This is a genomic window from Enterococcus crotali (assembly GCF_000633635.1).
Lineage (GTDB): Bacteria > Bacillota > Bacilli > Lactobacillales > Enterococcaceae > Enterococcus_L > Enterococcus_L crotali.
The window spans coordinates 180,648-205,758 of the sequence record NZ_AYPQ01000006.1 but is presented as its reverse complement, the minus strand read 5'-3'; the positions used below and the strand labels follow the sequence as shown (position 1 = coordinate 205,758).

At 35.9% G+C, this 25,111-nt stretch carries 19 protein-coding genes and 2 pseudogenes; 18 read left to right on the top strand and 3 right to left on the bottom strand.

What is annotated here, in order from left to right; all coding sequences use genetic code 11:
* Positions 1-63 precede the first annotated feature (63 nt).
* Positions 64-1,475, top strand: a pseudogene (locus tag V192_RS22870) (cryptochrome/photolyase family protein).
* A gap of 138 nt (positions 1,476-1,613) precedes the next feature.
* On the opposite strand, the gene V192_RS0114375 reads toward V192_RS22870, so the two are convergent.
* The 3 genes from V192_RS0114375 to nrdD all read right to left on the bottom strand — a co-directional run bounded on the left by V192_RS0114375 (position 1,614) and on the right by nrdD (position 5,500).
* Entirely contained in the window at positions 1,614-2,402 is a 789-nt protein-coding gene (locus tag V192_RS0114375; protein ID WP_025872896.1) for an SDR family oxidoreductase, read from the bottom strand.
* A gap of 195 nt (positions 2,403-2,597) precedes the next feature.
* A complete protein-coding gene (gene nrdG, locus V192_RS0114370; protein ID WP_025872894.1) occupies positions 2,598-3,200 on the bottom strand; it encodes an anaerobic ribonucleoside-triphosphate reductase activating protein in 603 nt (200 codons plus the stop codon).
* Between the two features lie 107 nt (positions 3,201-3,307).
* Positions 3,308-5,500, bottom strand: a complete 2,193-nt coding sequence (gene nrdD / locus V192_RS0114365) for an anaerobic ribonucleoside-triphosphate reductase (protein WP_025872892.1) — start codon at positions 5,498-5,500, stop codon at positions 3,308-3,310.
* 308 nt (positions 5,501-5,808) lie between these two features.
* Here nrdD and V192_RS0114360 point away from each other — a divergent pair, with 308 nt between their 5' ends.
* From V192_RS0114360 to V192_RS0114285, 17 genes and pseudogenes are all read left to right on the top strand, one after another.
* Positions 5,809-6,576, top strand: a complete 768-nt coding sequence (locus V192_RS0114360; protein ID WP_025872890.1) for an ABC transporter ATP-binding protein — start codon at positions 5,809-5,811, stop codon at positions 6,574-6,576.
* Positions 6,566-6,808, top strand: coding sequence for a hypothetical protein (locus V192_RS22380; RefSeq protein WP_239644696.1), 243 nt, complete (start codon positions 6,566-6,568; stop codon positions 6,806-6,808). Before V192_RS0114360 ends, V192_RS22380 begins: the two co-directional genes overlap by 11 nt.
* Entirely contained in the window at positions 6,778-8,649 is a 1,872-nt protein-coding gene (locus V192_RS20305; protein ID WP_239644695.1) for an ABC transporter permease, read from the top strand. Before V192_RS22380 ends, V192_RS20305 begins: the two co-directional genes overlap by 31 nt.
* A 358-nt stretch (positions 8,650-9,007) precedes the next feature.
* Positions 9,008-9,157 (top strand): teichoic acid D-Ala incorporation-associated protein DltX, encoded by a 150-nt coding sequence (locus V192_RS0114350; RefSeq protein ID WP_025872889.1) that lies wholly within the window; start codon positions 9,008-9,010, stop codon positions 9,155-9,157.
* A 14-nt stretch (positions 9,158-9,171) separates the two neighbouring features.
* Entirely contained in the window at positions 9,172-10,686 is a 1,515-nt protein-coding gene (gene dltA / locus V192_RS0114345) for a D-alanine--poly(phosphoribitol) ligase subunit DltA (RefSeq protein WP_025872888.1), read from the top strand.
* The gene (gene dltB, locus V192_RS0114340) at positions 10,683-11,888 is read left to right on the top strand and encodes a D-alanyl-lipoteichoic acid biosynthesis protein DltB (protein ID WP_025872887.1); all 1,206 of its coding nucleotides are present in this window, start codon (positions 10,683-10,685) and stop codon (positions 11,886-11,888) included. Before dltA ends, dltB begins: the two co-directional genes overlap by 4 nt.
* Before the next feature lie 42 nt (positions 11,889-11,930).
* Entirely contained in the window at positions 11,931-12,167 is a 237-nt protein-coding gene (dltC, locus tag V192_RS0114335) for a D-alanine--poly(phosphoribitol) ligase subunit DltC (RefSeq protein WP_025872885.1), read from the top strand.
* The gene (dltD, locus tag V192_RS0114330; RefSeq protein WP_025872884.1) at positions 12,167-13,435 is read left to right on the top strand and encodes a D-alanyl-lipoteichoic acid biosynthesis protein DltD; all 1,269 of its coding nucleotides are present in this window, start codon (positions 12,167-12,169) and stop codon (positions 13,433-13,435) included. The genes dltC and dltD overlap by 1 nt, the downstream gene beginning before the upstream one ends.
* A gap of 160 nt (positions 13,436-13,595) precedes the next feature.
* Positions 13,596-17,951, top strand: coding sequence for a SpaA isopeptide-forming pilin-related protein (locus tag V192_RS0114325; RefSeq protein ID WP_025872882.1), 4,356 nt, complete (start codon positions 13,596-13,598; stop codon positions 17,949-17,951).
* An 879-nt stretch (positions 17,952-18,830) separates the two neighbouring features.
* Positions 18,831-19,913, top strand: coding sequence for a M42 family metallopeptidase (locus V192_RS0114320; RefSeq protein WP_025872881.1), 1,083 nt, complete (start codon positions 18,831-18,833; stop codon positions 19,911-19,913).
* A gap of 20 nt (positions 19,914-19,933) precedes the next feature.
* Positions 19,934-20,731 carry a DUF975 family protein gene (locus V192_RS0114315; RefSeq protein ID WP_025872880.1) on the top strand — a complete coding sequence of 266 codons (798 nt, stop codon included), beginning with the start codon at positions 19,934-19,936 and terminating at the stop codon, positions 20,729-20,731.
* A gap of 187 nt (positions 20,732-20,918) precedes the next feature.
* Positions 20,919-21,659: an MBL fold metallo-hydrolase gene (locus V192_RS0114310; RefSeq protein ID WP_025872879.1), complete on the top strand. Its 741-nt coding sequence runs from the start codon at positions 20,919-20,921 to the stop codon at positions 21,657-21,659.
* A 12-nt stretch (positions 21,660-21,671) separates the two neighbouring features.
* The gene (locus tag V192_RS0114305; RefSeq protein WP_025872878.1) at positions 21,672-22,676 is read left to right on the top strand and encodes a lipoate--protein ligase; all 1,005 of its coding nucleotides are present in this window, start codon (positions 21,672-21,674) and stop codon (positions 22,674-22,676) included.
* 201 nt (positions 22,677-22,877) lie between these two features.
* Positions 22,878-23,213 carry a PadR family transcriptional regulator gene (locus V192_RS0114300; RefSeq protein WP_025872877.1) on the top strand — a complete coding sequence of 112 codons (336 nt, stop codon included), beginning with the start codon at positions 22,878-22,880 and terminating at the stop codon, positions 23,211-23,213.
* Positions 23,203-23,564 (top strand): annotated as a pseudogene (locus tag V192_RS20300) (DUF1048 domain-containing protein). Before V192_RS0114300 ends, V192_RS20300 begins: the two are co-directional and overlap by 11 nt.
* An 87-nt stretch (positions 23,565-23,651) precedes the next feature.
* Entirely contained in the window at positions 23,652-24,332 is a 681-nt protein-coding gene (locus V192_RS0114290; RefSeq protein WP_025872875.1) for an O-methyltransferase, read from the top strand.
* 81 nt (positions 24,333-24,413) lie between these two features.
* Complete coding sequence (locus tag V192_RS0114285) at positions 24,414-25,040, top strand: endonuclease III domain-containing protein (protein WP_025872874.1); 627 nt, start codon at positions 24,414-24,416, stop codon at positions 25,038-25,040.
* The last annotated feature ends 71 nt before the right edge of the window (positions 25,041-25,111 follow it).

Genomic DNA, 25,111 nt, shown 5'->3' with positions numbered 1-25,111 from the left:
TTTAGTGATCACTGGCTAACTATGCTACTATCTATATAATCATAAGCAGGAAAGGAAAAAATAATGAGCAAAACATTTATGTGGTTTCGCAAAGACCTTCGTTTAGATGATAATACTGCTTTTAATAAGATGATAGAAGAGAGTAAAGAGACAGACGAGCTTATTTGTCTTTTTCAACTAAACCCGGCACAATTTTTAAAAGAAAGTTACAATCATGATGCTTTTTTTTATAGCTTAAAGACTTTTTTTGAGCATGCTGAATGGTATCTCCATTCATTTCCTATATGGAGATGTCGAAGAAGTTTTACTGAACTAAAACAGGTATATCCAGAGTGGCATGCGATTTATTTTAATAAAGATGAACGTGGCTTTGGCAGACAACGAGATCAAAAAATGGTGACCTTTTTTCAGAATAATGAAATTCAGGTACATTCATACCAAGATAGTCATTTACATGGCGTCGAGGAAATCAAAAAGCCGACAGGCGAAAGTTACAAAGTATTTACCCCTTACTTTAGAAAATGGCGAACGCTACCAAAACCTTTTTATGAAAGAACCATAAAGATAAATAGATCATTTGGCAAGCTCAGCATCCCTTATTTAACAAAGGTCAAAATGAGTTTAAACAGATCATTGAAAAGATAAATTTACCATTTGATTTTGAGTGTGGGGAAGCTGCTGCAGAAAATATTTTGAAAGAGTTTATTAAAAATCACTTACATGATTATCAAAAAGGACGAGACTATCCTTTTTTAGATCAAACAAGTAAGTTATCGAGATATTTAAGAACAGGGGAGATATCGGTTCGAAAAGTTTGGTATGCTCTAAACGCGGAACCAGATTCTGATAGTCGTCAGACGTTTATTTCTGAATTATGTTGGCGGGATTTTTATAATATGATCTATTTTGAAAACCCTAACCAAAAAACGCAAGAAATAAAGGAGCAATATAGACAGTTGCAATGGGGCTCCAACCAAGAAGCATTTGAGCGTTGGAAGCAAGGTCAAACAGGTTTTCCAATTGTCGATGCTGGAATGAGACAACTTAATCAAACTGGCTGGATGCATAATCGGGTACGTATGATTGTCGCTTCTTTTTTGATCAAAGATTTAATGATCGATTGGCGGAAGGGAGAAGACTATTTTCAACAAAAATTAATCGATTATGATGCAGCAAGTAACATTGGTGGTTGGCAATGGGCGGCTTCAACAGGAACAGATGCGGTTCCTTATTTTCGGATATTTAACCCTACAGTACAAGGTGAAAAATTTGATCCACAGGGAGAGTTTATTCGTCAATTTATTCTTGAATTAAAAGATGTACCAACTGAATATATTCATGAGCCAAGTAAAATGCCAGCGGACCTTCAAAAAGACATTGTTGTGTCTAGCGGAAAAGCTTATCCTGATCCTATCGTCAATCATCAAAAAATCCGTTCAGAGATCTTAGCTTTTTTCAAGGAAAGTTCTTCTTAAGCAAAACGAAAAATCAATTGGAAAAACAATGAGGTTGGAGCAGAAAGCCCCTAACGCCTTGAAATGTTTAGAGGCTATTTCTGACTCAACCGTTTATCTGTATCTTACAAGGATACTGCCATTTTTTGATAACATCGTTTAAAGTAATGATTCTGCGCCATCCACATAAAGTTCTGTTCCAGAAATATTCGCAGATGCATCCGTCGCTAAAAATAAAACGGATTGTGCAACTTGGTCACTGGTTCCTGTTTCATTTTTCAACGGTCGCTCACCTTCTGGAAATTCTACCTTGATTTCGACTTCTTTTAATTCATCTGAATAAGTTGTTTTTTCATTGATTGCTGTATCGATAGCTCCAGGACAGATGGCATTGACACGGATATTATATCGAGCAAGTTCTAAGGCGGCCATTTTTGTAAAAGCTACCTGTCCAGCTTTTGAAGCACTGTAGGCAGAGGCTCCAAAATTATTAAAAATTCTAGTACCATTAATAGAGCTTGTTATAATGATTGAACCGCCGTGCTCTTTCATATGAGGAACTGCAAATTTTGTACATAAAAACGTACTGCGTAGATTCGTATTTATTGTAGTATCCCATTCCTCAATTGTTAAGGACTCGATCGGTGCCCACGTGCCATTGATTCCAGCATTGCTGAAAAAGATATCTAACCCTTGAAGACTGTCGGTTAATTCATCGATGGCCTTTTTTAAATGGCGTTCATCTGTTACATCCACATTTCTGTAGTAGCAATCATATCCTTCCTGCTTGAATTCTTTAGAAATAATCTCTAATCGACTTTTGTCGGCGTCAATCAAACCGACACTATATCCTTCTTGGATAAACAGTTTGGCTGTCGCATAACCTATACCAGAAGCGGCTCCGGTGATGATGGCTTTTTTAGCATTTAATCGTTGATTTGTATTCATAATCGTTTATCCTCCTAAGTTCTTGGGTGATTATATTTAGTGATGATGCCTTCTATTTTCTATTGTAATATACTCATAAAAGATGAGCGAATGATTTGATAATGACTATAAAGAAAAACTGACTGGTGCAGCCGCAAGAGGTTCTCTGTGGCTGCATCAGTCAGTGTAACATATGATTTTTTATGATAATAAAAATTAAATCATATTTCCTTTTTTTATTTGTTCGTATGCTTGTTCAGCATCATGACATTTATCCCAAATGACAGCTTGTCCACAATCTAGAGATTTCTTGACATCAAGAATCCGCTGATTGCTGCTGCCTCTGAATTGGAGGTTCAAGTTTCTCTTTGATAATTCAAACCGACCATCAACTAAGATATCGATTTTGTTCAATAGTTCAAGTTTGTCCTCGGATTCTAGCAATAATTCTTCAAATGTATAGCCGGACCAGGACCAAATATCTTTTTTAGTTCCAAATTCTTTATGAACTCGATCGACAACGGTCAAACAAACAGCTGTATTCAAAAAGGGTTCTCCACCTAATAAGGTCAAGCCCTGGACATAATCGTGTGATAAATCTTCAATGATTTTATCTTCCAATTCTTTTGTAAAGGGTTTACCGTAGCGGAAATTTTGGACAGCTTGATTAAAGCAGCCTTCACAGGCAAATAAACAACCGCTGACATATAGACTATTTCGTACGCCTTCCCCATCTACAAAGTTAAAGGCTTTGTAGTCACCAATATAATTTTGACTAAGTTCTTCTGCTAACCATTCTTGTGGTTTAGGATTTCTCATTTTAGTCATCCTTTCAAATAAACACGATGCCTGCAAAAAGCTGCAGGAGACATCGTGTTTTGGGAATTGATTGATTCTGGTTGTATCTAATCCGTTTGTTTTACTTTTTATTTCATATGTTTCACTCGTGATGAGATTTCTTTATGGCGTCCGTGAACCATTGGTCTGGCTTGAGGATTCCCTAAATAGCCGCATGTTCGTTTTACTACATCACATGATTTCGGATCGTGATTGCCGCATTGCGGGCATTCAAAGCCACGTTGTGTTGGGTTGAAATCTCCTTCAAAACCACATTCGTAACAATGATCGATCGGTGTGTTTGTTCCTAAATAACCAATCCGATCATATGCATAGTCCCAAACGGATTCTAAAGCTTTGGGATTTTGTTGTAAGACTGGGTACTCACAGTAATGGATAAAACCGCCTGAGCAATATTGAGGATAGTCTTTTTCAAAATCTAATTTTTCAAATGGCGTTGGATTTTTACGGACATCGTAGTGGAAGCTGTTTGTATAATATTCTTTGTCGGTGATATTTTCGACCACGCCAAACTTTTCAGTATCCAAACGACAGAAACGATCTGTTAAACTTTCACTTGGGGTTGAATAGACGCTAAAGTGGTAACCATATTCATTGCCCCAATCGTCAGCATGTGCTTTTAAATCTTTTAAAATCTCAAGGGTGAAGTCTTTGGCCTCAGGATTAGTTTCCCAATCACCGCCATAAAAGGCAGAAGCTACTTCATATAAACCGATATATCCTAGAGAAACAGTCGCACGTTTATTTTTGAATAGTTCGTTGACTGATTCTTTTCTAGACAAACGTTTCCCAAAAGCGCCATACATATAGAGAATTGGTGCATTCGCTGGTGTTGCTTCTTTACAGCGTTCAACTCGATAAACTAAAGCATCTTTCATTGTATCAAGGCGCTCAGCCAATAGTGCCCAGAATTTATCCATATTACCATGAGCTTCCATAGCGATTCTAGGAAGATTTAAAGTCACAACACCCAAATTCATTCGACCTACATTGATTTCTTCTCCGTGTTCATCTTTCCATCCCTGTAAGAAAGAACGACATCCCATTGGTACTTTGAAGCTGCCAGTTAAATCAACTAATTTATCATAATTTAAAACATCAGGATACATTCGTTTAGTTGCACACTCTAATGCCAATTGTTTGACATCGTAATTGGGATCAGTCTCATTTAAATTTACACCGCGTTTCAAAGTGAAAATCAATTTAGGAAAGATAGCTGTTCTGTGCTCGCTACCTAAACCGTTGATACGAATTTGTAAGATGGCTTTTTGAATTTCACGTTCGAACCAATTTAGTCCTAAGCCAAATCCTAGAGAAGTGAAAGGGGTTTGGCCGTTTGATGTGAATAAGGTATTGATTTCATATTCTAAGCTTTGCATCGCATCATAAATATCTTTTTTCGTTTTGCTTTTAGCATATGCTTCTTGGCGATCTGTTCCTTCGATCCATTCTCTGGCATCATTTAAATGCTTTTGATAATTTAATTCAGAAAACGGAGCTAATAACTCATCTACACGATCTGCTGAACAGCCGCCGTATTGACTTGAGGCTACATTAGCTATGATTTGTGAAATTTGAGCAGTTGCCGTTTGAATTGATTTTGGTGCTTCAACTTCCGCATTACCGATTTTGAATCCATTATTCAACATTCCCTTAAAATCAATCAGGCAGCAGTTAGTCATAGGTGTATATGGATGATAGTCTAAGTCATGATAATGGATATCACCTTTTTGATGTGCATTTGCAACATGAGGAGGCAACAATTTAAGACCGATCGATTTACCAACGATTCCCGCTGTCAAATCTCTTTGGGTGTTGAAAACATCACTGTCTTTATTCGCATTTTCATTGACGACAGATTGGTCTTTATTGATTAATTTGCTGATCGTAAAATTGATATCAGTAGCTTTACTACGCTCAAAATCACGACGAGTGCGATAGTTGATATATTCTTCTGCTAACTCGTATTCATTTTTTGCCAATAAAATGTGTTCGACGATATTTTGAATCTCATAAATTTTTACATTCTCGGCGAATCGATCTGATATTTCTTGATCGATCCTTTCAACGATTTCTTGAATACGCTCATGGGCAAGTGGGTCTAAAGAACCACGAATTTTTTGTTCAGCTTTGATCAAAGCATCATAAATTTTTCGATCATCAAAATCAACCAAGCGTCCATCTCTTTTAACGATTTTCATAGTATGCAAAGCCGAAGTGACAGAACCTGCTTCATTATTTGCGTGTTTAATCTCCATCATTACTACCCATCTCCTCATTGATTTATTCCTTCCTAATCATAAAACAATTCAGTAAATCTTTCAACTATATATAGTGTGAAATTTAATTTTTATTCTGTTTGAACAACTACATGTAGTGTTTATGAGAAATGAAAAAATAGTGAAAACAACTCCCTAAAAGGTTTGTGGAAACTGTCACAACATTCTTGTTAAAAAAATAAGGGATTAATAAATTTTTTTTTATTATTACTTAATTGTAAGAGGAAACGATGTTCAGTTTCATAATATATTGGTAGAATAAGGACAATGAATAAAGTGGAGCGAAAACTATGACAAAAATTTTAGAAGTGAATCATTTAAGTAAATCATATGGTTATCGAAATAATAAAGTTCAGGTTTTAAACAATATTTCTTTTTCAGTTGAGCAGGGTGAATTTGTTGGGATCATGGGCCCTAGTGGAGCAGGAAAGTCTACTTTACTGAATACCATCTCAACGATTTCATTGCCAACAACTGGCACTGTTCGAATCGACGGACAAGATATATTGAAAATGCGTGATAATCAAATCAGTGATTTTCGCCGTAAAAAGTTAGGGTTTATTTTTCAGAATTTTAATTTGATGGATACCTTGAATGTCAAAGATAATATTCTACTGCCATTAGCTTTAGATCGAATGTCTTTGACTGAAATGGAACAACGCTTGACTCATGTTACAGATACTTTAGGAATCGATCAGCTATTGACTGAATATCCTACTGCTATTTCTGTAGGACAAAAACAACGAGTAGCTGCGGCACGTGCGCTGATTACGATGCCTAAAATTATTTTTGCAGATGAGCCGACAGGATCGCTAGACTCAAAAGCAGCTGCAGAATTACTGCAGTACATGACAAATATGAATTTACAAGACGATGCTACGATTATGATGGTCACTCATGACCCTTATACAGCTAGTTATTGTAATCGAATTTTGTTTATAAAAGATGGGGTGATTTTTTCAGAAGTTGTTCGTCAAGGATCTAGAAAAGAGTTTTTCAATCGGGTGATCGATATGCAGGCAACGATTGGCGGAGGTGGTCGTGCGAATGATTTTTAATTTATCTTGGAAAAATTTTAAAGGGCAATTTCTCAATTACTTGGTTTATTTTGTTAGTATGACATTTGCTGTTGTTGTTTATTATTGTTTTAGTGCGATTACATATAATAGAAATATAACAAAACGAGTTGGCCAAGAGATTCATATCGACGGGGCAATGAATTTAGGCGGTATTTTGATCATTATCATGATAGTAGCTTTATGTTTGCCGCAAATCATTTCTTCTTATTAAAACGTGGTAAAGAAATTGGTTTGTATCATTTAATTGGAATGCGGAAAGAACAAATAGCTTTTTTATTTTTTGTAGAGACATTGATCTTAGGCGCAATCTCTTTAGTTACTGGAATCATTTTGGGGATTATTTTTTCAAAATTATTCTCGATGATTTTGGCGAAAGCAATGTTTTTACAAGTAGAAAGTTTGTTTTCTATTTCATTTCCTTCGATGATTCAAACGAGTGTTACCTTTGTTTTTATGCTTTTGGCCGTGTCACTTCGAAGTATTTGGTTGATCTACCGCTACCAAGTGTCAAATATGCTTGGCGTTAATAAAAAAAGAGCAGGTGATCCAAATAAAATATCTGTTTTAAAGATATTTTTAGGCGTTCTTGGTGTTGGATTGATCGGTACGGGCTATTTTTTATCGTATAACATTATCCATTTTGGGACATCTTTAGTGAAAACTGGAATGGGCTATGCTAGTTTTTTACTTTTGCCGGTAGTAATAATGTTCATATGTATGTTAGGCACATACTTGTTTTTTAAATATACTATGTATTTAGTTGTCTATTTATTTGGAAAAAATAAATACAACTATTATCGAAATTTGAACATGTTAGCATCGGGCAATACCATACGTCATATTAAAAGAAGTAGTACCACGCTGTCATCTGTGACTATTTTTATTGCGATTGCCTTGGGCATGATCGGTGGAGCTGCGTCCTTTTATACGATTGGGATGAATTCGGTAAATATTACGACACCGACGGATTTTATTGTGGCTGAAGATGATTATGAAAAGTTGACGCAAAGAATCGAGCAGGAACCGGATACAAAAATCGATTCACCTGTCAAATTAAATTATAAGTTGACGGGTAGCCGATTTCATCTTAAAATTGGACAGGATGATAAGCAAAATACGATAAGTCCGATAAACTTATTATCTCTTTCAAATTATCAGGAATATCAAAAAATAAATCCTTATTTGAAAAATATTAGATTAAATAATGATCAGGATGTTGTCATTTTAGACAGTATTAAAAATATTTTAGGTGGGTTCATTCGTTATGGTTCTGAGTTTGTTTTAACAGAAGACGTAAAACTTCATGTTTCTGAAATACGCCAGGATTATCTTGGACAAGATTTATTGCGCTATAGTTTTCCTACGCTTGTTGTGTCTGATCAACAGTTTAATGAGATAAATTCAGGTATCATCTATACACTGACCGCTTTTAATGTTAATGCTAAAGATGAGGATGCTTTGGCAAATAAATTGTCAGAAGAAGTGAAACCTAACTGGATTACACCAGTTTATACTAAATATAAGTGGGTTGACGATCATTTAGAAGGTTATACATCTAGAACCAGTCTACAACCAAAAAAAGAGCAGTCAACAGAATTTTCTGAAGAAGATGAACAGGAAGCTTGGCAATTAAACTATGCAAGTCGCTTTTCAGACTTAAGATATGAAAGAAGAGTCATGGGGCTATTCATTTATGTAGCTATGTTTTTAGGAGTCTTAGCTTTGATTATTACAGGAAGTATTTTAATGTTGCAGCAATTTTCAGAAGCTGAAAGAGAAAAAGAAAACTATGATTTATTAAAAAAAATTGGGGTTCCTAAAAAGAAAATCACCCAGCTTATTTATCAGCAAAATAGCATCATCTTTTTCCCACCAATGATTATTGGGGTTTTACATGCAACATTTGCGATCTATGTCTTTAGCAGACTAATCTCAAGTTCTGGCTATTGGCTAGCCTATTTATCTTGTGGAATGCTGATTCTGATCTATCTAGCCTATTATTTTCTAACATCAGCGATCTATTCTCGCATCATCCATGGACATGACCGTTAATAGCTTAAGTTTCTTTAAAGAGATTTTTCGAGAGAGCAGCATTTTTTATTATGGTTAAAACTGTATCTTTAGTAGAAGCGTTGGACGTTTTACAAGAGCTAAAACATTAGTCTGACGCTTAGAATGTTTGAACAGCAAAGCGATTAAAAAAGTAATTTTTTGTATTTTCTTTTATTGAAAAGAGGGTGGAACAAAATCTTTTTCGTTTTGTTCCAGTCTTTTTTATTTGAAGGTGACAAAACTGTTAGTGAGAAAGACGGCTTTATTTGCGAATTTAGTTTCTTTTCTTGATAGTATTGATTACAATAGCAGTACCAAAAAATATGATTATATGAAAATTTTGGAGGCATTAGATAAAATGAAAGCTTTTTTTACTCAACCAAATGTACAATACTGGGGGAAATTCATTGGAAAGACCGTTTTTTATTTTGGTATTCTTTTAATGTTGATTTATTTATACCATTATAAAAACATTGATGGTGGTACATTTATTTATAATGAATTTTAGGGAGGGAATACTTCATGACGATTTTAAATATTATTGAAGCAATCGATCGTTGGGGGATAAAAGAACCAAACCGTCCCGTCTATATTGAAAGCACACGAACATATACTTATGGAGAGCTTAAGCGTGACTCCGATGCAATTGCTGCATATTTGCAAAAAAACATAGAACGTGCTCGTCCAGTCGTTGTTTATGGAGAATTAGAATTTGAAATGCTCGCATGTTTTTTAGGGGCTTCAAAAGCCGGACATGCCTATATACCGATTGAAGCACATACACCAAAAGAACGAGTGGAAATGATTTTGGAGGTAGCTGATCCAGCAGTGATTTTTTCTGTTGCCAAATGGCCGAATTTAAATACTACTTCTGATATTCTTTCGTTGGAAGAACTGAAAAGCATTTGTGCAAGTGCACAAAGTGTAGCAAAACTTGAACCTGTCACTGAATTTGAAACCTACTATATTATTTTTACTTCTGGAACAACTGGAGTACCCAAAGGAGTTCAAATCAGTCATGGGAACCTTTTGAGTTTTGTTAATTGGGAGTTGGCAGATTTTGGGGTAACTGAAGGCATGCGCTTTTTATCACAGGCGCCTTATTCCTTTGATTTATCTGTAATGGATGTGTATCCCGCTTTGACCTCTGGTGGGTCTTTGACGCCGCTACCTAAAGAAATCATCAATGACTTTAAACTGCTCTTTGCTGAACTTCCCAAGTTGAAAATAGAAGTTTGGGTTTCCACTCCGTCGTTTATGGATATTTGTTTGATGGAACCAACATTTGATGGTGAACATGTGGATAGTTTGAAAGTATTTCTATTCTGTGGGGAAGAGTTGCCAAAAGCAACAGCTCAAAAATTATTGGAGCGATTCCCTAAAGCTAGTATTTTCAATACCTATGGACCAACTGAGGCGACAGTAGCGGTCTCAGGAGTCAAGATCACTCAAGAAATTTTAGACGAATATAGTCGCGTGCCAATTGGTTATGTAAAAAATGATACAACGGTGTATATCATGAACGAAGATCATGAGCTTCCAGCAGATGAAGTAGGAGAAATCGTGATCGCAGGTCCAAGTGTTTCTAAAGGCTATCTGAATAACCCAGAAAAAACAGCGGACGCTTTCTTTGAGTACAAAGGCCAACCAGCTTATCGTACAGGTGATGCAGGAAGACTAAAAAATGAGATGCTAATTTATGATGGTAGAATCGATTTTCAAGTGAAACTGCATGGTTATCGAATCGAACTTGAAGATATCGATCATCATCTAGCAACTGTTTCTTATGTGAAACAAGCTGCAGTAGTGCCAAAATATCAAAATCATAAGGTTCAGCAATTAGTAGCTTTTGTGGTTGCAAATCCTCATGAGTTTGAAAAAGAATTCAAACTGACCAAAGCAATTAAAGAAGAGTTGAGCCATTCAGTAATGGACTATATGATTCCGCAAAAATTTATTTATGTGGAAAAACTACCGCTAACAGCGAATGGAAAAATCAACCGTAAAGGATTGATGAATGAGGTGAACGCAACATGATTGATGTACCTCATATGATTCCTTATGCAAATCCAATTTATTTTATTTATTTGTTAATAGCACTTTTACCAATGATCCTTACTTTATTGATCAAAGGAAAACGTTGGTCATGGTATCAAGTTTTAGTTACCTTATTGTTCTTATATATGAGTTTTGGCGGTGAAGACTGGAAACAAGGTGTAGCGCTGATTGCATATGTCATTTGGCAGACGATTCTTGTTTGGTTTTATTTTCACTATCGACAAAAAAAGAATGAAAGTCTAGTTTTTTATCTAGCGGTATTTTTAGCGATTTTACCATTGATTTTAGTTAAGGTCGTTCCTTTTGTTTCAGGACATGCGTCTCTTCTAGGGTTTCTAGGTATATCTTACTTAACCTTTAAATCGGTCCAAATCATCATGGAAATGCGCGATGGCTCGATCAAAGAATACAATATTTTCCGATATATCGAATTTCTTTTATTCTTTCCAACGATTTCGTCTGGACCAATCGATCGTTACCGCCGTTTCGAAAAAGATGTTGAGAATCCACCGACACCTGTTAAATATGTAGATTTTCTAGGAAAAGGGATTCATAATTTTTTCTTGGGATTTTTATATAAATTTATTATTGGTTATTATTTTGGGCAAGTCTTGTTACCTGTCGCTGCAAAACTGGCTGCCAAAACGGGTGGAATATCATGGGAATTAGTCGCTTATATGTACATTTATAGTATGTATTTATTCTTTGATTTTGCTGGCTATAGTTTGTTTGCCGTAGGAACTAGTTACTTGATGGGCTATGATACACCAATCAACTTTAATAAGCCGTTTCTGAGCTGGAATATCAAAGAGTTTTGGAATCGCTGGCATATGACTCTTTCATTTTGGTTCCGTGATTATATTTATATGCGTTTGATGTTTACTTTGATCAAGAAAAAAGTCTTTAAGAGTCGTATCGTAGCATCAAATGTTGGTTACTTTGCCCTATTCTTATTGATGGGTGTCTGGCATGGCTTAACTTGGTATTATCTTGCCTACGGCTTTTACCATGCTGCGTTGATTTGTTTGACCGACGCTTGGCTACGTTTTAAAAAGAAACATAAAGAGAAAATCCCATCGAACAAATTCACACATGCATTTGCTGTTTTCTTAACTTTTAATGCAGTTTGCTTTAGTTTCTTGATTTTCTCAGGATTTTTAGATACATTATTCTTTAAATAAAAAAATTACAGCTAAAAACTGTACGACAGAGGAGAACTACACATGAACATAGAAGAAACAGTCTTAGATATTTTAGAAGAAATCACAGGTACTGATGAAGTTAAAGAAAATAGAGAAGTTGATTTATTTGAAGAAGGGCTGATGGATTCACTTGCAACAGTTCAACTATTAGTTGAAATCGAAGGACAATTAAACGTGCAAGTGCCTGTTTCAGAATTTGACCGCGATTTATGGAACACACCAAATAAAGTTATCGAACAAGTGAAAGCATTACAATAATGAGCATAAAGAAAAAAATCTTTGGAATCTTTGGACCGATCTTAATTTCTGCGGTTCTGTTAGTCGCTTTTTTCTTTGCACCGTTTAAAATAGATTTGGATAGCAAACGTGTTTTAGCAGATGCATCCACTTCCATGGCAACCAATGTGTTAAGAGGAAATGCCATCAAGAATAAAGCAATCGGTTCAAAGGAATACGTTCCATTTTTCGGTTCTTCTGAGTTAAGTCGAATCAGTCCGTTTCATCCTACTGTTTTAGCAGAAAAATATGATCGGAGCTATCGCCCATTTTTATTAGGAGCTCCAGGTACCCAATCCTTAACTCAGGCTTTGATGATGCAATCTATGGGAGAAAATCTTGCTCATAAAAAAGTTGTTTTCATTATTTCGCCTCAGTGGTTTGTTAAAAAAGGCGTCACCAATGATTATTTCAATGCTTATTATTCTGAGCTGCAAACGTATCAATGGGTTAGTGATCTAGAAAAAATCACTGATGATGATATTTATCTCGCTACAAGATTGATGGATTTTCCAAAAGTAAAAGAAGATAAACGGTTAATTAGTGCTTTGAAAGCTATTGTTTCTGGAAAAATACCAAGTACATCAGATAAGCGCTATATCGATTTAATGATCAATATGTTTTCGCGTGAAGACGAATTATTTAGTAAAATCGGTATGGTAAGCAAAGATAAAGCCATCGAAAAAGCTGAAAAACGTTTGCCTAAAACATACAATACAAATGAGTTAGATCGACTCGCTGCTGAAATCGGTCAGAATGCGACAAATAACAATCCGTTTGAGATATCTAATCCATTTTATAACAAGCGGGTAAAAAAGAAGCTGAAAGAGTTAGAAAATTCACAATTAGACTGGGATTATCGTTTTTCGCCTGAGTTTTCTGATTTACAGCTAGTACTCAGTCAATTAGCGCAAGATAAAGCGGATGTACTGTTTATTATCCCGCCAGTAAATAAACACTGGACGGACTTTACCGGCCTTTCCCAAGACATGTTACAAGGCTTTGCAAAAAAAGTTAAATATCAATTAACAAGTCAAGGTTTCAACAATATTGCAGATTTCACTAAAGATTGTGATACTCAATACTTTATGGCTGATACGATCCATTTAGGCTGGAGAGGCTGGTTAGCAGCTGATCAACGTATTCAGCCATTTCTAGAAAATGATTCCATTAAATCGCCAAACTATCAACTTGATGGGTCATTTTATTCGAAAGACTGGCAGCAAAAAAATCCAAGCGATATTAGATAGTCAATGAAAAAGAAAGACAAAAATGTTAAAAAAAACATTTTTGTCTTTTTTTATTTACGTTTAAATGAAATTATATTAAGAATTCATCTATGAAAATTAATATAATATGGTAATATATTAATAGAAGTTTGTTTTTTATTAAAAAGAAAAGGAGATAATAATGAAAAAACAGAAATTTTGGATAGTGATGGTGATCCTGATGTTGATTGCCAATTCTTTGATTCCTGTTGTTAGTTTTGCTGAAACATTCGCACCAGAAGAAACTCTTGAAACGCCAGCTAATGAAACAACAAGTGATGTATCGAACAAAGAAAGTTCTTTGGAAAGCTCAGAAATCCTTAGTACGACAGAAACTTCGACAAGTGATACATTAGGTGAACAACCAGAGAAGGTAGAAAACTCTTCAAACGAAGAAGTTCTAGAGACGTCAGCTAGTGAAGTTGAAATTGAATCAAGACAAGCAAAAGTACAACAAACAGAAAACCTAATATCAAACGTTACGTTGACCGATTCTAAAGGAGAAGAGTTCAACACAACGACCAACCGTCCTCAAAGACAAGCACCATTGAAAGTAACATTACAGGTTGGAACAGAAAATCAAACAATTCAAGCTGGAACATACGACTATCAATTGCCAGCAGATATTGCGATTTCTAACAACATATCCGGAAAATTAGCGACCGTCGGAAGCTGGACTATCGACACAACCGGAAAACTTACCATCGTATTTAATGAAACCGTAGTCAATGGAAAATATCAAATCGATATTGAAACAAGCTTCATTCCATATAGCGATGATAGTGACTTACTTAAAACGATTGTTTTCCCTTTAGCAAATAACCAGGAAAAACAATACGATATTTTATTTAAACTTTCAGGCGAAGGAAGCGTTAGTCTGAATAAAAATAAAAACTTTAATACAGATCTTGTGTCGACAGAAATAAAGACGAATATCAATCGAGAAACCATTCAGCCAAATCAAAAAATAGTGGTTAAAAACACAGTCAATAAAAAAAGTCCAAACCAAATTGAGGATGCATCAGCTTATATCAATATCGAAAATCTGAAAGTTTTTGAACAAGATGTTTCGATGGGGGGCAAGTTGATCGGTGAACCCGTTTTGTTAGGAAATGGCGAGTACACACTTCAACAAAATGGTGCTAATTTGGAAGTGATCTTAAACAAAGAAACAAATAAAGCTGTGATTCTTACGTATGATTCAGTTATCAACGAGAATTCGATCGTTAATGAAGAGTTGTCCAATCTGAGAACAGAGGCGACTGTTTATGGGAAATACCTTTCGAGCTATGTTTATTTTCAATATAATCATAATCCTCACATAACGAAAAAAGGGGAGTATAACGTTAAAACGAACACAATCGTTTGGACGATCGATTATAATTTGGACAGTACAGAGCTGACCCAAGGGACTAAATTTACAGATATCCTCAAGGATGAAGTTGCGAATGATTTAACGTTTTCAAATTTAAAAATCTACTATCTATATGTTTATGGAACTGACTCGATCAGCCAAGGTGGATTTGCACCGACAAGTCATTGGGATACAAGTGGTTTTGGGCAATATACAACAGATTACACATATACCAATAATCAAAGTAACTCACCAACTCAGGCTTATCGATTTGTCTATGAAACCGCAGTTCAAAACCCTAGCCCGCGTGTGATCGAAAATCAGGCTTCAGATACCTTAGGCAGCGATGAGGCAAAAATCAATCTGGCGCCATCTAATATTTCTAAAATACTAGAAGAAGATTCTTTAGACATGACAGCTGGTACAGTAGATTGGTCGATCATTGTCAATAATAAACATTGGGGAATGCAGTTCAATCAAATGATCGATGAGTTTGGCGAACGAGTAAAAGAGTTAGTAGATGGTTCTGCTGATTTTTATTACTATGCTAAAGGGGATGACAAAACGAAGCACCCATTAGTTGTCGGACAAGATTATACGATCAAAAAAACAAGCGCTGGCTTTACGGTGGATATGTTAGGTATTCATAGCGGCATTACAACGAATAAATATGTTTTGACGTATACAAGTAAGTTTGACAATACAGACATTAAAGTAGGCGACGAACTGAGTAATAAAGTCTCTCTTGCAGGCAATGGCACTATTCCGATGGAAGCCTCAGCGACATTTAATATTCCTAGCTTTTTAGTTGGGGGCGGTAAGAAAAATGTTGTGTATGCTAATACGACTGGCCTATTTACTTGGACAATCGGCATCAATGAAGAACGTCATAAATATAAAAATCTGATCTTGGATGATGAAATCGAGTCGATTCAAAAACTAGATAAAAACTCAATTGAAATTCTTGAACTAGACAAAATTGTCAATGAAAATGGTAAGGAAGTAGTTTTGACAGGTGAGGCGATCCAACCAGGAGATGCCCGATATCCTACTGTTATGGAAATCGAAGACAATCATATTCATTTAGAGTTTTCATCTATCGGGAACAAGAAAGTAGCCATTCGCTATAAAACAGCACCAACTACTGCTCCTGTTTCTGATTACTACACTAAATTTACGAATATCGCCAAAATCAGCGATGAAAAGGACTACCAACATGAACTTAAAGCTGAAGAAACGGTCGCTTTGGGAATCAATACGTATAAAGTGGGAAGAGTTTCAACAGCAGATAATAAACTTGCTAATTGGTATGTTCAAACGAATACAATGCCAGCAAATCGTCCATATAAAAACTTAGTTTTAGAGGATAGTTTCACACTAAGTGATGCATCGAAAGCTGAAAATACGAACTTTGTAATTGGAACGGATGCTTTTGTGGTTAGGGACTTAACCACAAATAAAATTCTTAGTCTAGGTGAAGATTATGAGATCAGCTTTACTTATGATCCAGATCAAAGCCCAGCAGGATCTCTTTTGAAAAATTATGAGACGAATTATTTTAAAATCACTTTCAAAAAGGAAACGCGAGGCGTTTCTGTAGAGTATCAAACCGTTACAACGAAATCAGCAAATGTGCTTAATACAGCTGTTTTTTCAAATAATAACGCCATCAAGGCAGATTGGTCAACAGTAAATCATACGGTTACAAGCGGTTCTGGTTCTGGAAAAGGCGTCGGACAGATTCCGTTGAAAAAAGTTGATGCACGTACACAAGAACCTTTAATGGGAGCCGTTTTCGAACTATTTGATAAAGAAAGCAAGCAATCATTAGGACTAAAGGTCACATCTGATCAAGAAGGAAATGCCACCTTTAAATCAGTAGCTGAAGGTGAGTATTTAATCAAAGAAATTACAGCGCCTGAAGGGTATAAATTATCTGACGAGTATCAAAAAGGAGTACTTTTATCAACAAAATCAGATGAGGATATGGATGATCCAACGTATGTAACGATCGTTGAAAACGAACCAATCATCACCACAGGAACCGTAGAGCTGAAAAAAGAAGATCCTCAAGGGAATGCTTTGCCAGGTGCTCAGTTTCATTTATCACTCAGTAATCAGGAAAAAACAGAATACTACCAGATAGATGAACAAGGACAGTCAAGTTGGACGGAGGATCAAAAATCAGCTCACATATTCAATTCAAATGAGCAAGGCTTGATCACAGTTTCCGACCTGACAGAGGGTGAATATGTCTTTACAGAAATAGAAGCCCCTAGCGGTTACAAATTAGATAAAGAACCCGTTGCATTGACATTGACGAAAGAGTTGATCGAGTCAGAAACAATCGTTACAGGAACTAAGGTCAATCAATTATTAACGGGAACGATTCGTGTGAAAAAAATCGATCAGGAAACCAAGCAAGCACTTAGCGGAGCTGAATTCTCTCTTGTATCTAAACTTGATCCTACAATTCAACACACATTGACAACAGATAAGGACGGTATAGCAGAGCTTGAAGGGCTAGCGCTAGATACGTACACGTTAACTGAGACAAAAGCTCCTATTGGTTATCATCTGAAAGACTATACGCAAGAGATTACGCTCAAGTCAGAACAGTTGAATGTCGAAGTGACTGTAGAGAACGAACATAAAGTAGGAAAAATTCTATTCCACCATGTGGATACACAAGGCAACCAAATCGACAAGGATTATGAACTAACAGAAAGAGTTGGCACAAAACAAACAGTCAATCCAAAAGAAATCAAGGGCTACCGTTTTAAAGAAGTTCAAAAACCAACAGCTCAAGTAAGAAGTAGAATGGATCAACTAGTTGGAGCAGATGAAGTCATGTTTACAGAGGCACCGCAAAAAATAATCTATGTCTATGAAAAAGAACTAGACTCTTCTATTATTACTCCAACAGTGCCAAAAGAAAAACCAAAAGTACCAGAAGAAAAAACTACAGCCAAAACGAAGGATACTAATTTTGCAAAGACATCTGCAGCTGTGAAGAAAAAACTACCAAGTACAAATGAACAGTCTGAAAATTGGTACACTGTTTTAGGGAATAGTTTGATTATCAGCCTACTGGGCTATTATATTATCTATTACTTTAGAAAAAAACAAATAGGTAAAGGATAACTTCTTAAAAAATGAAAAAGTGATAGAAAAAGCTCATTTGATGGGCCTTCTATCACTTTTTGTTTTGTATGTTTTAGTATACAGTTGATTTTTCAACAGCGTTAAGAAGTGATATAATACGATTAATGATAATTTAGTTACTTAATTGGCTAGCTTCGGTAAAAAGATAAACTAGAATTGTGGCAAATAACGCCACTTTCCTATTTTCCTATTTTTCTTTCGGAGCTAAATGAGCTCTTTCAGCTTTTAATTATTGTCTAGCTTCAAGAGCTAGCTCCTCGGTAAAAAGATAAACTAGAATTGTGGCAAATAGCGCCACTCTTCTATTTTCCTATTTTTCTTTTGGAGCTAAATGAGCTCTTTCAGCCTTTATTATTGTCTAGCTTCAAGAGCTAGCCTTTCGGTAAAAAGATAAAAATGGAATGAGGCAAAAAGCACCTCAGTCAATTTTTTCTATTTTCCTGTCAAGGCTAAATGAGCTCTTTCAGCTTTTATTATTGTCTAGCTTCAAGAGCTAGCTCCTCGGAAAAAAGATAAACTAGAATTGTGGCAAATAGCGCCACTCTTCTATTTTCCTATTTTTCTTTCGGAGCTAAGCGAGCTCTTTCAGCTTTTAATTATTGTCTAGCTTTAAGAGCTAGCCTTTCGGTAAAAAGATAAAAATGGAATGAGGTAAGAAGCACCTCAGTCAATTTTTCCTATTTTCCTGTCAAGGCTAAATGAGCTCTTTCAGCTTTTATTATTGTCTAGCTTCAAGAGCTAGCTCCTCGGAAAAAAGATAAACTAGAATTGTGGCAAATAGCGCCACTCTTCTATTTTCCTATTTTTCTTTCGGAGCTAAACGAGCTCTTTCAGCTTTTAAATTTAGGAGGGAATATTTTGGATCAAAAAGAAGAACGTTTATTAATAGACTTAACCAATGCTAAGGGAGTACCCGGCAATGAGGGGGAAGTCAGAGAGATATTCAAAAAATATGCAGCACCTTTTGCAGATAAGATCATGTACGACGGGTTAGGCAGTATCATCGCTAAGCGTGTTGGTGATAAAGAAGGGCCAAAAATTTTCTTCTCAGGGCATTTAGATGAAGTTGGTTTTATGGTGACGCAAATCACAGAAAAAGGGTTTATTAAATTTCAAACACTTGGCGGCTGGTGGGGACAAGTCATGCTAGCGCAGCAAGTTCAAATCAAAACAAGTAAAGGGGATTTATTTCATGGTGTGATTGGTTCAAAACCACCACATGTTTTAACGGCAGAAGCTAGAAAGCAACCATACGATGTGGCCGATATGTTTATTGATATTGGTGCATCAAGTGAGAAACAAGTAGCGGAATGGGGCATTAAGCCAGGTGACATGATCACGCCTTATATTGAATACCGCCGGATGAATGATACTAAGTTTATGTTGGCAAAAGCTTGGGATAATCGCATTGGAACAGCTGTGTCTTTAAGAGTTTTGGAAAACTTAGCAGCTGAGGGACATCCAAATATTTTGTTTGCCGGAAGCGATGTCCAAGAAGAAGTTGGCTTGCGTGGTGCACAGACAAGTACACATTTAGTTGATCCAGATATTGCCTTTGCACTTGATACTGGCACAGCAGGAGATACGCCAGGTATGACGCCTAAAGAGGCTGATTCTGAATTAGGTAAGGGGCCACAGATCTTGATTTTCGATGCGTCGATGATTCCGCACAAAAAATTACGTGATTTTGTGATCCAAGTGGCGGAAGAAAATAATATTCCTTTCCAATATACAGTAATCACAGGTGGTGGAACGGACGCTGGCAGAATGCATCTAACTAGAAATGGTGTACCATCATTAGCTATTACAGTTCCAGTTCGTTATTTACATTCTCACACATCCATGATCCATGAAGATGATTATTTAAACACTGTCAAATTAGTGACAGAAGTTGTGAAGCGATTAGACCAAGAAACAGTAGAAAAGCTTCGCAGTTATTAAACTTAAAGGAGAAATTGTAAATGAAAAGTCAAGTTACAAATGGAAAGCATCGAGAACAAGCTCGAATATCATTAAAAAATCAATGGGGAACAATGGCGTGGATTACCTTTTTAGCTGTCTTTACCCGTTTGATCATTGCTTCAGTGGTTGGTAATATTGCCAATTTACCGAAAGAGGGTGCTGGAAGTAATGTTATGTCCTTTTTACTAAATAACTTTCTCTTTTTTGCAATCACTTATGGTACTTATTATTGTGCGCTACAAGTACTTCGTGGTAAAAGAGTTGAAGCAGGAATGTTAACAACGATTTTTCAAGGGAAATTTTATGTTCCGATGTTATTTATCAATCTTATCCAATACATTGTTGAATTAGTATTGGATCTAATTGTGTTGTTACCAGTCCTTTTATCATACGGAGTAACGATGTATTTTGGATTAATGTTTAATACTGTTTCAGTTGATCGTTTCCAAAGTGAAATGGGTGGAGATCTCTTTTTAGCGCTATTGTTACTAATTTTTGGCTTTTTAATGATTTTAGTTGGTGTTTTTGTCAGCGGTGTGTTCCAATTTGCTGTTTGGGTGAAGCTTGATGATCCCAAATTATCAGTAGGAGATGCTCTAAAATATGCTTTGTTCTTGATGAACGGTCGTTTTGGTCAATATCTACTTCTACAACTTTCATTTATCGGTTGGTTTATCATCGGTACTTTGGTTTTCGGAATTGGGTTGTTATGGGTGATTCCTTATCATGATGTTGCTATAGCAAGTTTTTATGATACAGCGCGTGAAGAAAAAGGGGCACCAGCAGTCGTTGTTTAAAATGGAGAAGAGCAGAACAGTCTTTTATTAGATTTGTTCTGTTTTTTAGTGTATATCATCAATCATTGAAAAATAGTAACGTGAGATAATCTATGAGCAAATTTTAGTGTCAAAATACAAATAACTGTCTCCATGTTCCTTTTTTGTGTTACCATTAAGTGAAGACTAATCAAGGAGGTCGAGGAAGTTGAAAATAACCGTTTTAGGCTGTTTAGGTGCTTACCCTTATAAAGGCGAAGGAACCAGTTCTTATCTGCTAGAATCGGATGATTTTAAGCTATTGTTAGATGCTGGCAGTACAACCTTAGTCAATTTAGAAGAGCATCTTGATCCGTTAGCGTTAGATGCTGTGATTTTGTCCCATTATCATTATGATCATATCGCAGATCTTGGTGTGCTGCAGTATTATCGTCAATTATACCCAGTAATAGAACCAACACCTATTTTGCCGATTTATGGACATACAGATGATGCGGTTCACTTTGAAGCATTGAATATGCCTGGAGTGTCGAAAGCCGTTCCTTATTTTGAAGCAGAAGAATTAAAACTGGGTCCGTTTCTTGTCACATTTATGAAAACAATCCATCCTGTACCTTGTTATGCGATGCGTTTTGTAGAAGAAAAGACGGGAAAAGTGTTTGTTTTCACTGGTGACTCTGGTTACTTAGAAAGCTTTGTTGATTTTGCGAATGATGCCGATGTCTTTTTGGCTGATACGTATCTATTTGAAGGAAATGAAAAGCATCATGCTCATTTTACGTCAAAAGAATCAGGGGAGATCGCTAAAGAAGCCAACGTCAAAAGGCTGATTTTAACTCATTTACCTCAACATGGCTCATTAGAAGAACTAAAAAAACAAGCTGAAAAAGCTGCTGGCAATCAAGTGTCCGTTAGTTTAGCAAAGAGAAATTTAGTTATTGAAATTTAAGGAGTGGTGAACGTGATTTTTGTACCAAATGAAAACAATGACCCTAGGATCAACTTGGCAATCGAAACATATTTATTAAAAGAAAAACCCTTAGATGAACCGATTCTTTTGTTTTACATCAATGATCCATCGATTATTATCGGACGTAACCAAAATACAATCGAAGAGATCAACAAAGAATATGTCGATGAACATGGAATTCATGTAGTCCGTCGCTTAAGTGGAGGCGGAGCAGTGTATCATGATCATGGAAATTTGAACTTTAGTTTTATCATGCCAGATGATGGTAATTCTTTCCGTGATTTTGCGAAAGTAACACAACCAATCGTTCAAGCGCTGCACGAGCTAGGCGTTTCTGGTGCTGAATTAAAAGGTCGTAACGATTTAGTCATCGACGGGATGAAATTTTCTGGAAATGCGATGTATGCCACCGCAGGAAGAATGTTTGCTCACGGGACCTTGATGTTTGATAGTGATATCAATGAAGTAGTCAACACCTTAAAAGTCCGCAAAGATAAAATCGAATCTAAAGGTATCAAATCAGTTCGTTCACGAGTGACGAATATCAAACCGTTCTTATCCGCTGATAAACAAGATATGACGACAGAAGAATTTCGTGAAGATATCTTATTGAAGATCTTTGGTGTTGATTCTGTTGATCAAGTTAAAACCTATGAATTAACAGATGAAGACTGGGAAAAAATCAACAAGATCTCGGACGAGTATTATCGTAATTGGGATTGGAATTATGGTAAATCCCCGGCCTTTAACTTAGAACGTCATCAACGTTTCCCAATCGGTTCCATTGATGCTCAGATGAATGTGGAGGATGGCGAAATCAAAGAAATCAAAATCTTTGGTGATTTCTTTGGATTAGGTGAAATCAAAGATGTAGAAGAAATCTTGACTGGCACAAAATATGAAAAATCAGCAATCGAAGCAGCTGTAGATAAAATCGATCTTAAAAAATATTTTGGTAATATTGAAAAAGAAGATTTAGTTGGTTTGCTTTATTAAGTAGGTAACAAAGAGCCTGTAGTAAAACTAGAAAATAGTTTTACTACAGGCTTTTTTTATGCCATAATCAACTACTCAGTAAAACAAAGTAGTTGACAACTCTTCTACTAAGTTATACTATATACCTGTACTTAATAATACTAAGTAGTTAGGAATAATATGAACCTCAAGTATCTCAAGAAAGAACAGGAGATGGACGTTATGAACGGAACAACGGAAATGCTTAAGGGCGTTCTAGAAGGCGTTATTTTGGAAATTATCAAGCGACATGAAACATATGGCTATGAAATAACGAATAATTTACAAGCGTACGGATTTGAAGATATCGTTGAAGGAACGGTTTATACAATTCTCTTACGTTTAGAAAAAAAGAACTTGGTCACAGTTACAAAGAAAAAATCCGCTGTCGGACCAATGCGTAAATTTTATTCCTTAAATGATGCCGGGCAAAAAGAACTCGCATTATTTTGGCAACGCTGGACCTTTATTTCAGGACAAATCGAAAGATTAAAGGAGGAAAAAGAGGATGAAAAATAAAAATGTCGTCAATTATTTTAAACAAGTTCATGCAGACAAGGTAGAATATAATAAACAAATGGCACGTTTGAAGAAATTACCTACAGACTATCAAATCGTGTATAAAGAAGTACAAAAATTTTTATGGGAATTTACTGCAGGCGATGGCATGGATATGCGACCTCCAATGCTGGAATTACTAGATTTTTTTGAAGAAGGAGCTGCAAATAACATACCTGTCTTACAATTAGTTGGTGAAGATGTGGCTCTTTTGCAGAAAATACACTACATGAAATGCAAGCCAAAACAAGAATTAATGAACTAAAAAGAAAAATGAACGAACGAATCGCTAAAAAAATCAGTAAAGAATAAATAAATTTAGTAAGCAACGCTTAAAATTATTTTTTTGACATCATATCCTTCTCTTCGTATAATAAAGAAGCGAAAAGGAGCGATAATATGCGAAACGAAATGATGCATCGACCAGTTGTGAAACAAGAACTCGTTGATTTTATGCGTAATAAACAAAGAAAAATCCAAGGAGAACTTGGCGTAATAGAAGAAGAAGCACACGAGGCAGGAGTACCGATCATTCCTCATGAAACAGTTGTATTTTTACAATTTTTCTTAGATCAAATCAAACCCAAGAATATTTTAGAAATTGGAACAGCAATTGGATTTTCTTCTAGCTTGATGGCCCAATATGTTGGAGAAGACGGACATGTCACGACCATCGATCGATTTGATGTTATGATCAGAAAAGCGAAAGTAACGTATGAACGATTAGGATTGACAGATAAAGTGACCTTATTAGAAGGACAAGCGGCAGAAGTTTTACCCACGTTAACAGGTCCTTATGACTTTATATTCATGGACAGTGCGAAATCCAAATATATTGAATTTTTACCGGAGTGTTTACGCTTATTACGTGTTGGCGGCGTGCTGATGGTAGACGATGTTTTCCAAGCAGGAACGATTTTAGACCCAATTGAAGAAATTCCACGTAGTCAAAGAACGATCCATAGAAAGTTGAATCAATTCTTAGATACAGTCATGACCCATCCAGATTTGACTTCAACCTTATTGCCATTAGGTGATGGCGTGATCATGATCACTAAAGAAAGAGAAATAACTGAATAACTATTATGCGACTTGGGTCAGGATTTAATTATTTTGATCTGAGTTTTTTCTATGTAATAACAGACAAAGGAGTGAATCAAAATGAAAACAGATAAGGAGAAACTTCAAGTGCTAAACAATTTAGTCACACATTATGGTTTCCAATATTGGTGGGAAGATGAAAATCGTATTTCAGATTGGGTATCGATGATATTGATCCAGCAAACAACTGAAAAAAATGCGCATAAAGCATTAGGAAATCTAGAGCCGTATTTAACAGTGGAAAGCCTTCAAGAAATTGAAATGGAAACTCTGCAAGAATTGATTCGACCAGCTGGTTTTTTCAAGCAGAAAAGTAATTACATCAAAGAGTTGATCAGTTGGTTTATTTCACATGATAGTGATTTTGATAAATTTCGAGGTTACTCGACTGAGGAACTTAGAAAAGAGCTGTTGACGATCAAAGGCGTCGGTTCAGAAACAGCGGATGCGATGCTGCTTTATATTTTTGAACGAAACGTATTTATTGCGGATCAATATGCGATTCGACTATTTAATCGTTTAGGTTTTGGTCCATATAAGACCTACGAAGAAATGCGGAAAGATTTTATTCATTTGACCGAAGGAATTCCGCATGATATATGTAAAGAATGGCATGCAGCAATCGATGTTCATGGCAAGCATTTTAACAAAGATAAGAAGATGGATGAAACGTTTTTAATCTCCTAAGCAAAATTGTTCTCTTTGCTTTGTGTTTAATTTTGGTTTAAGTTTCAAGGCGTACACTTTCCTTATAAGAG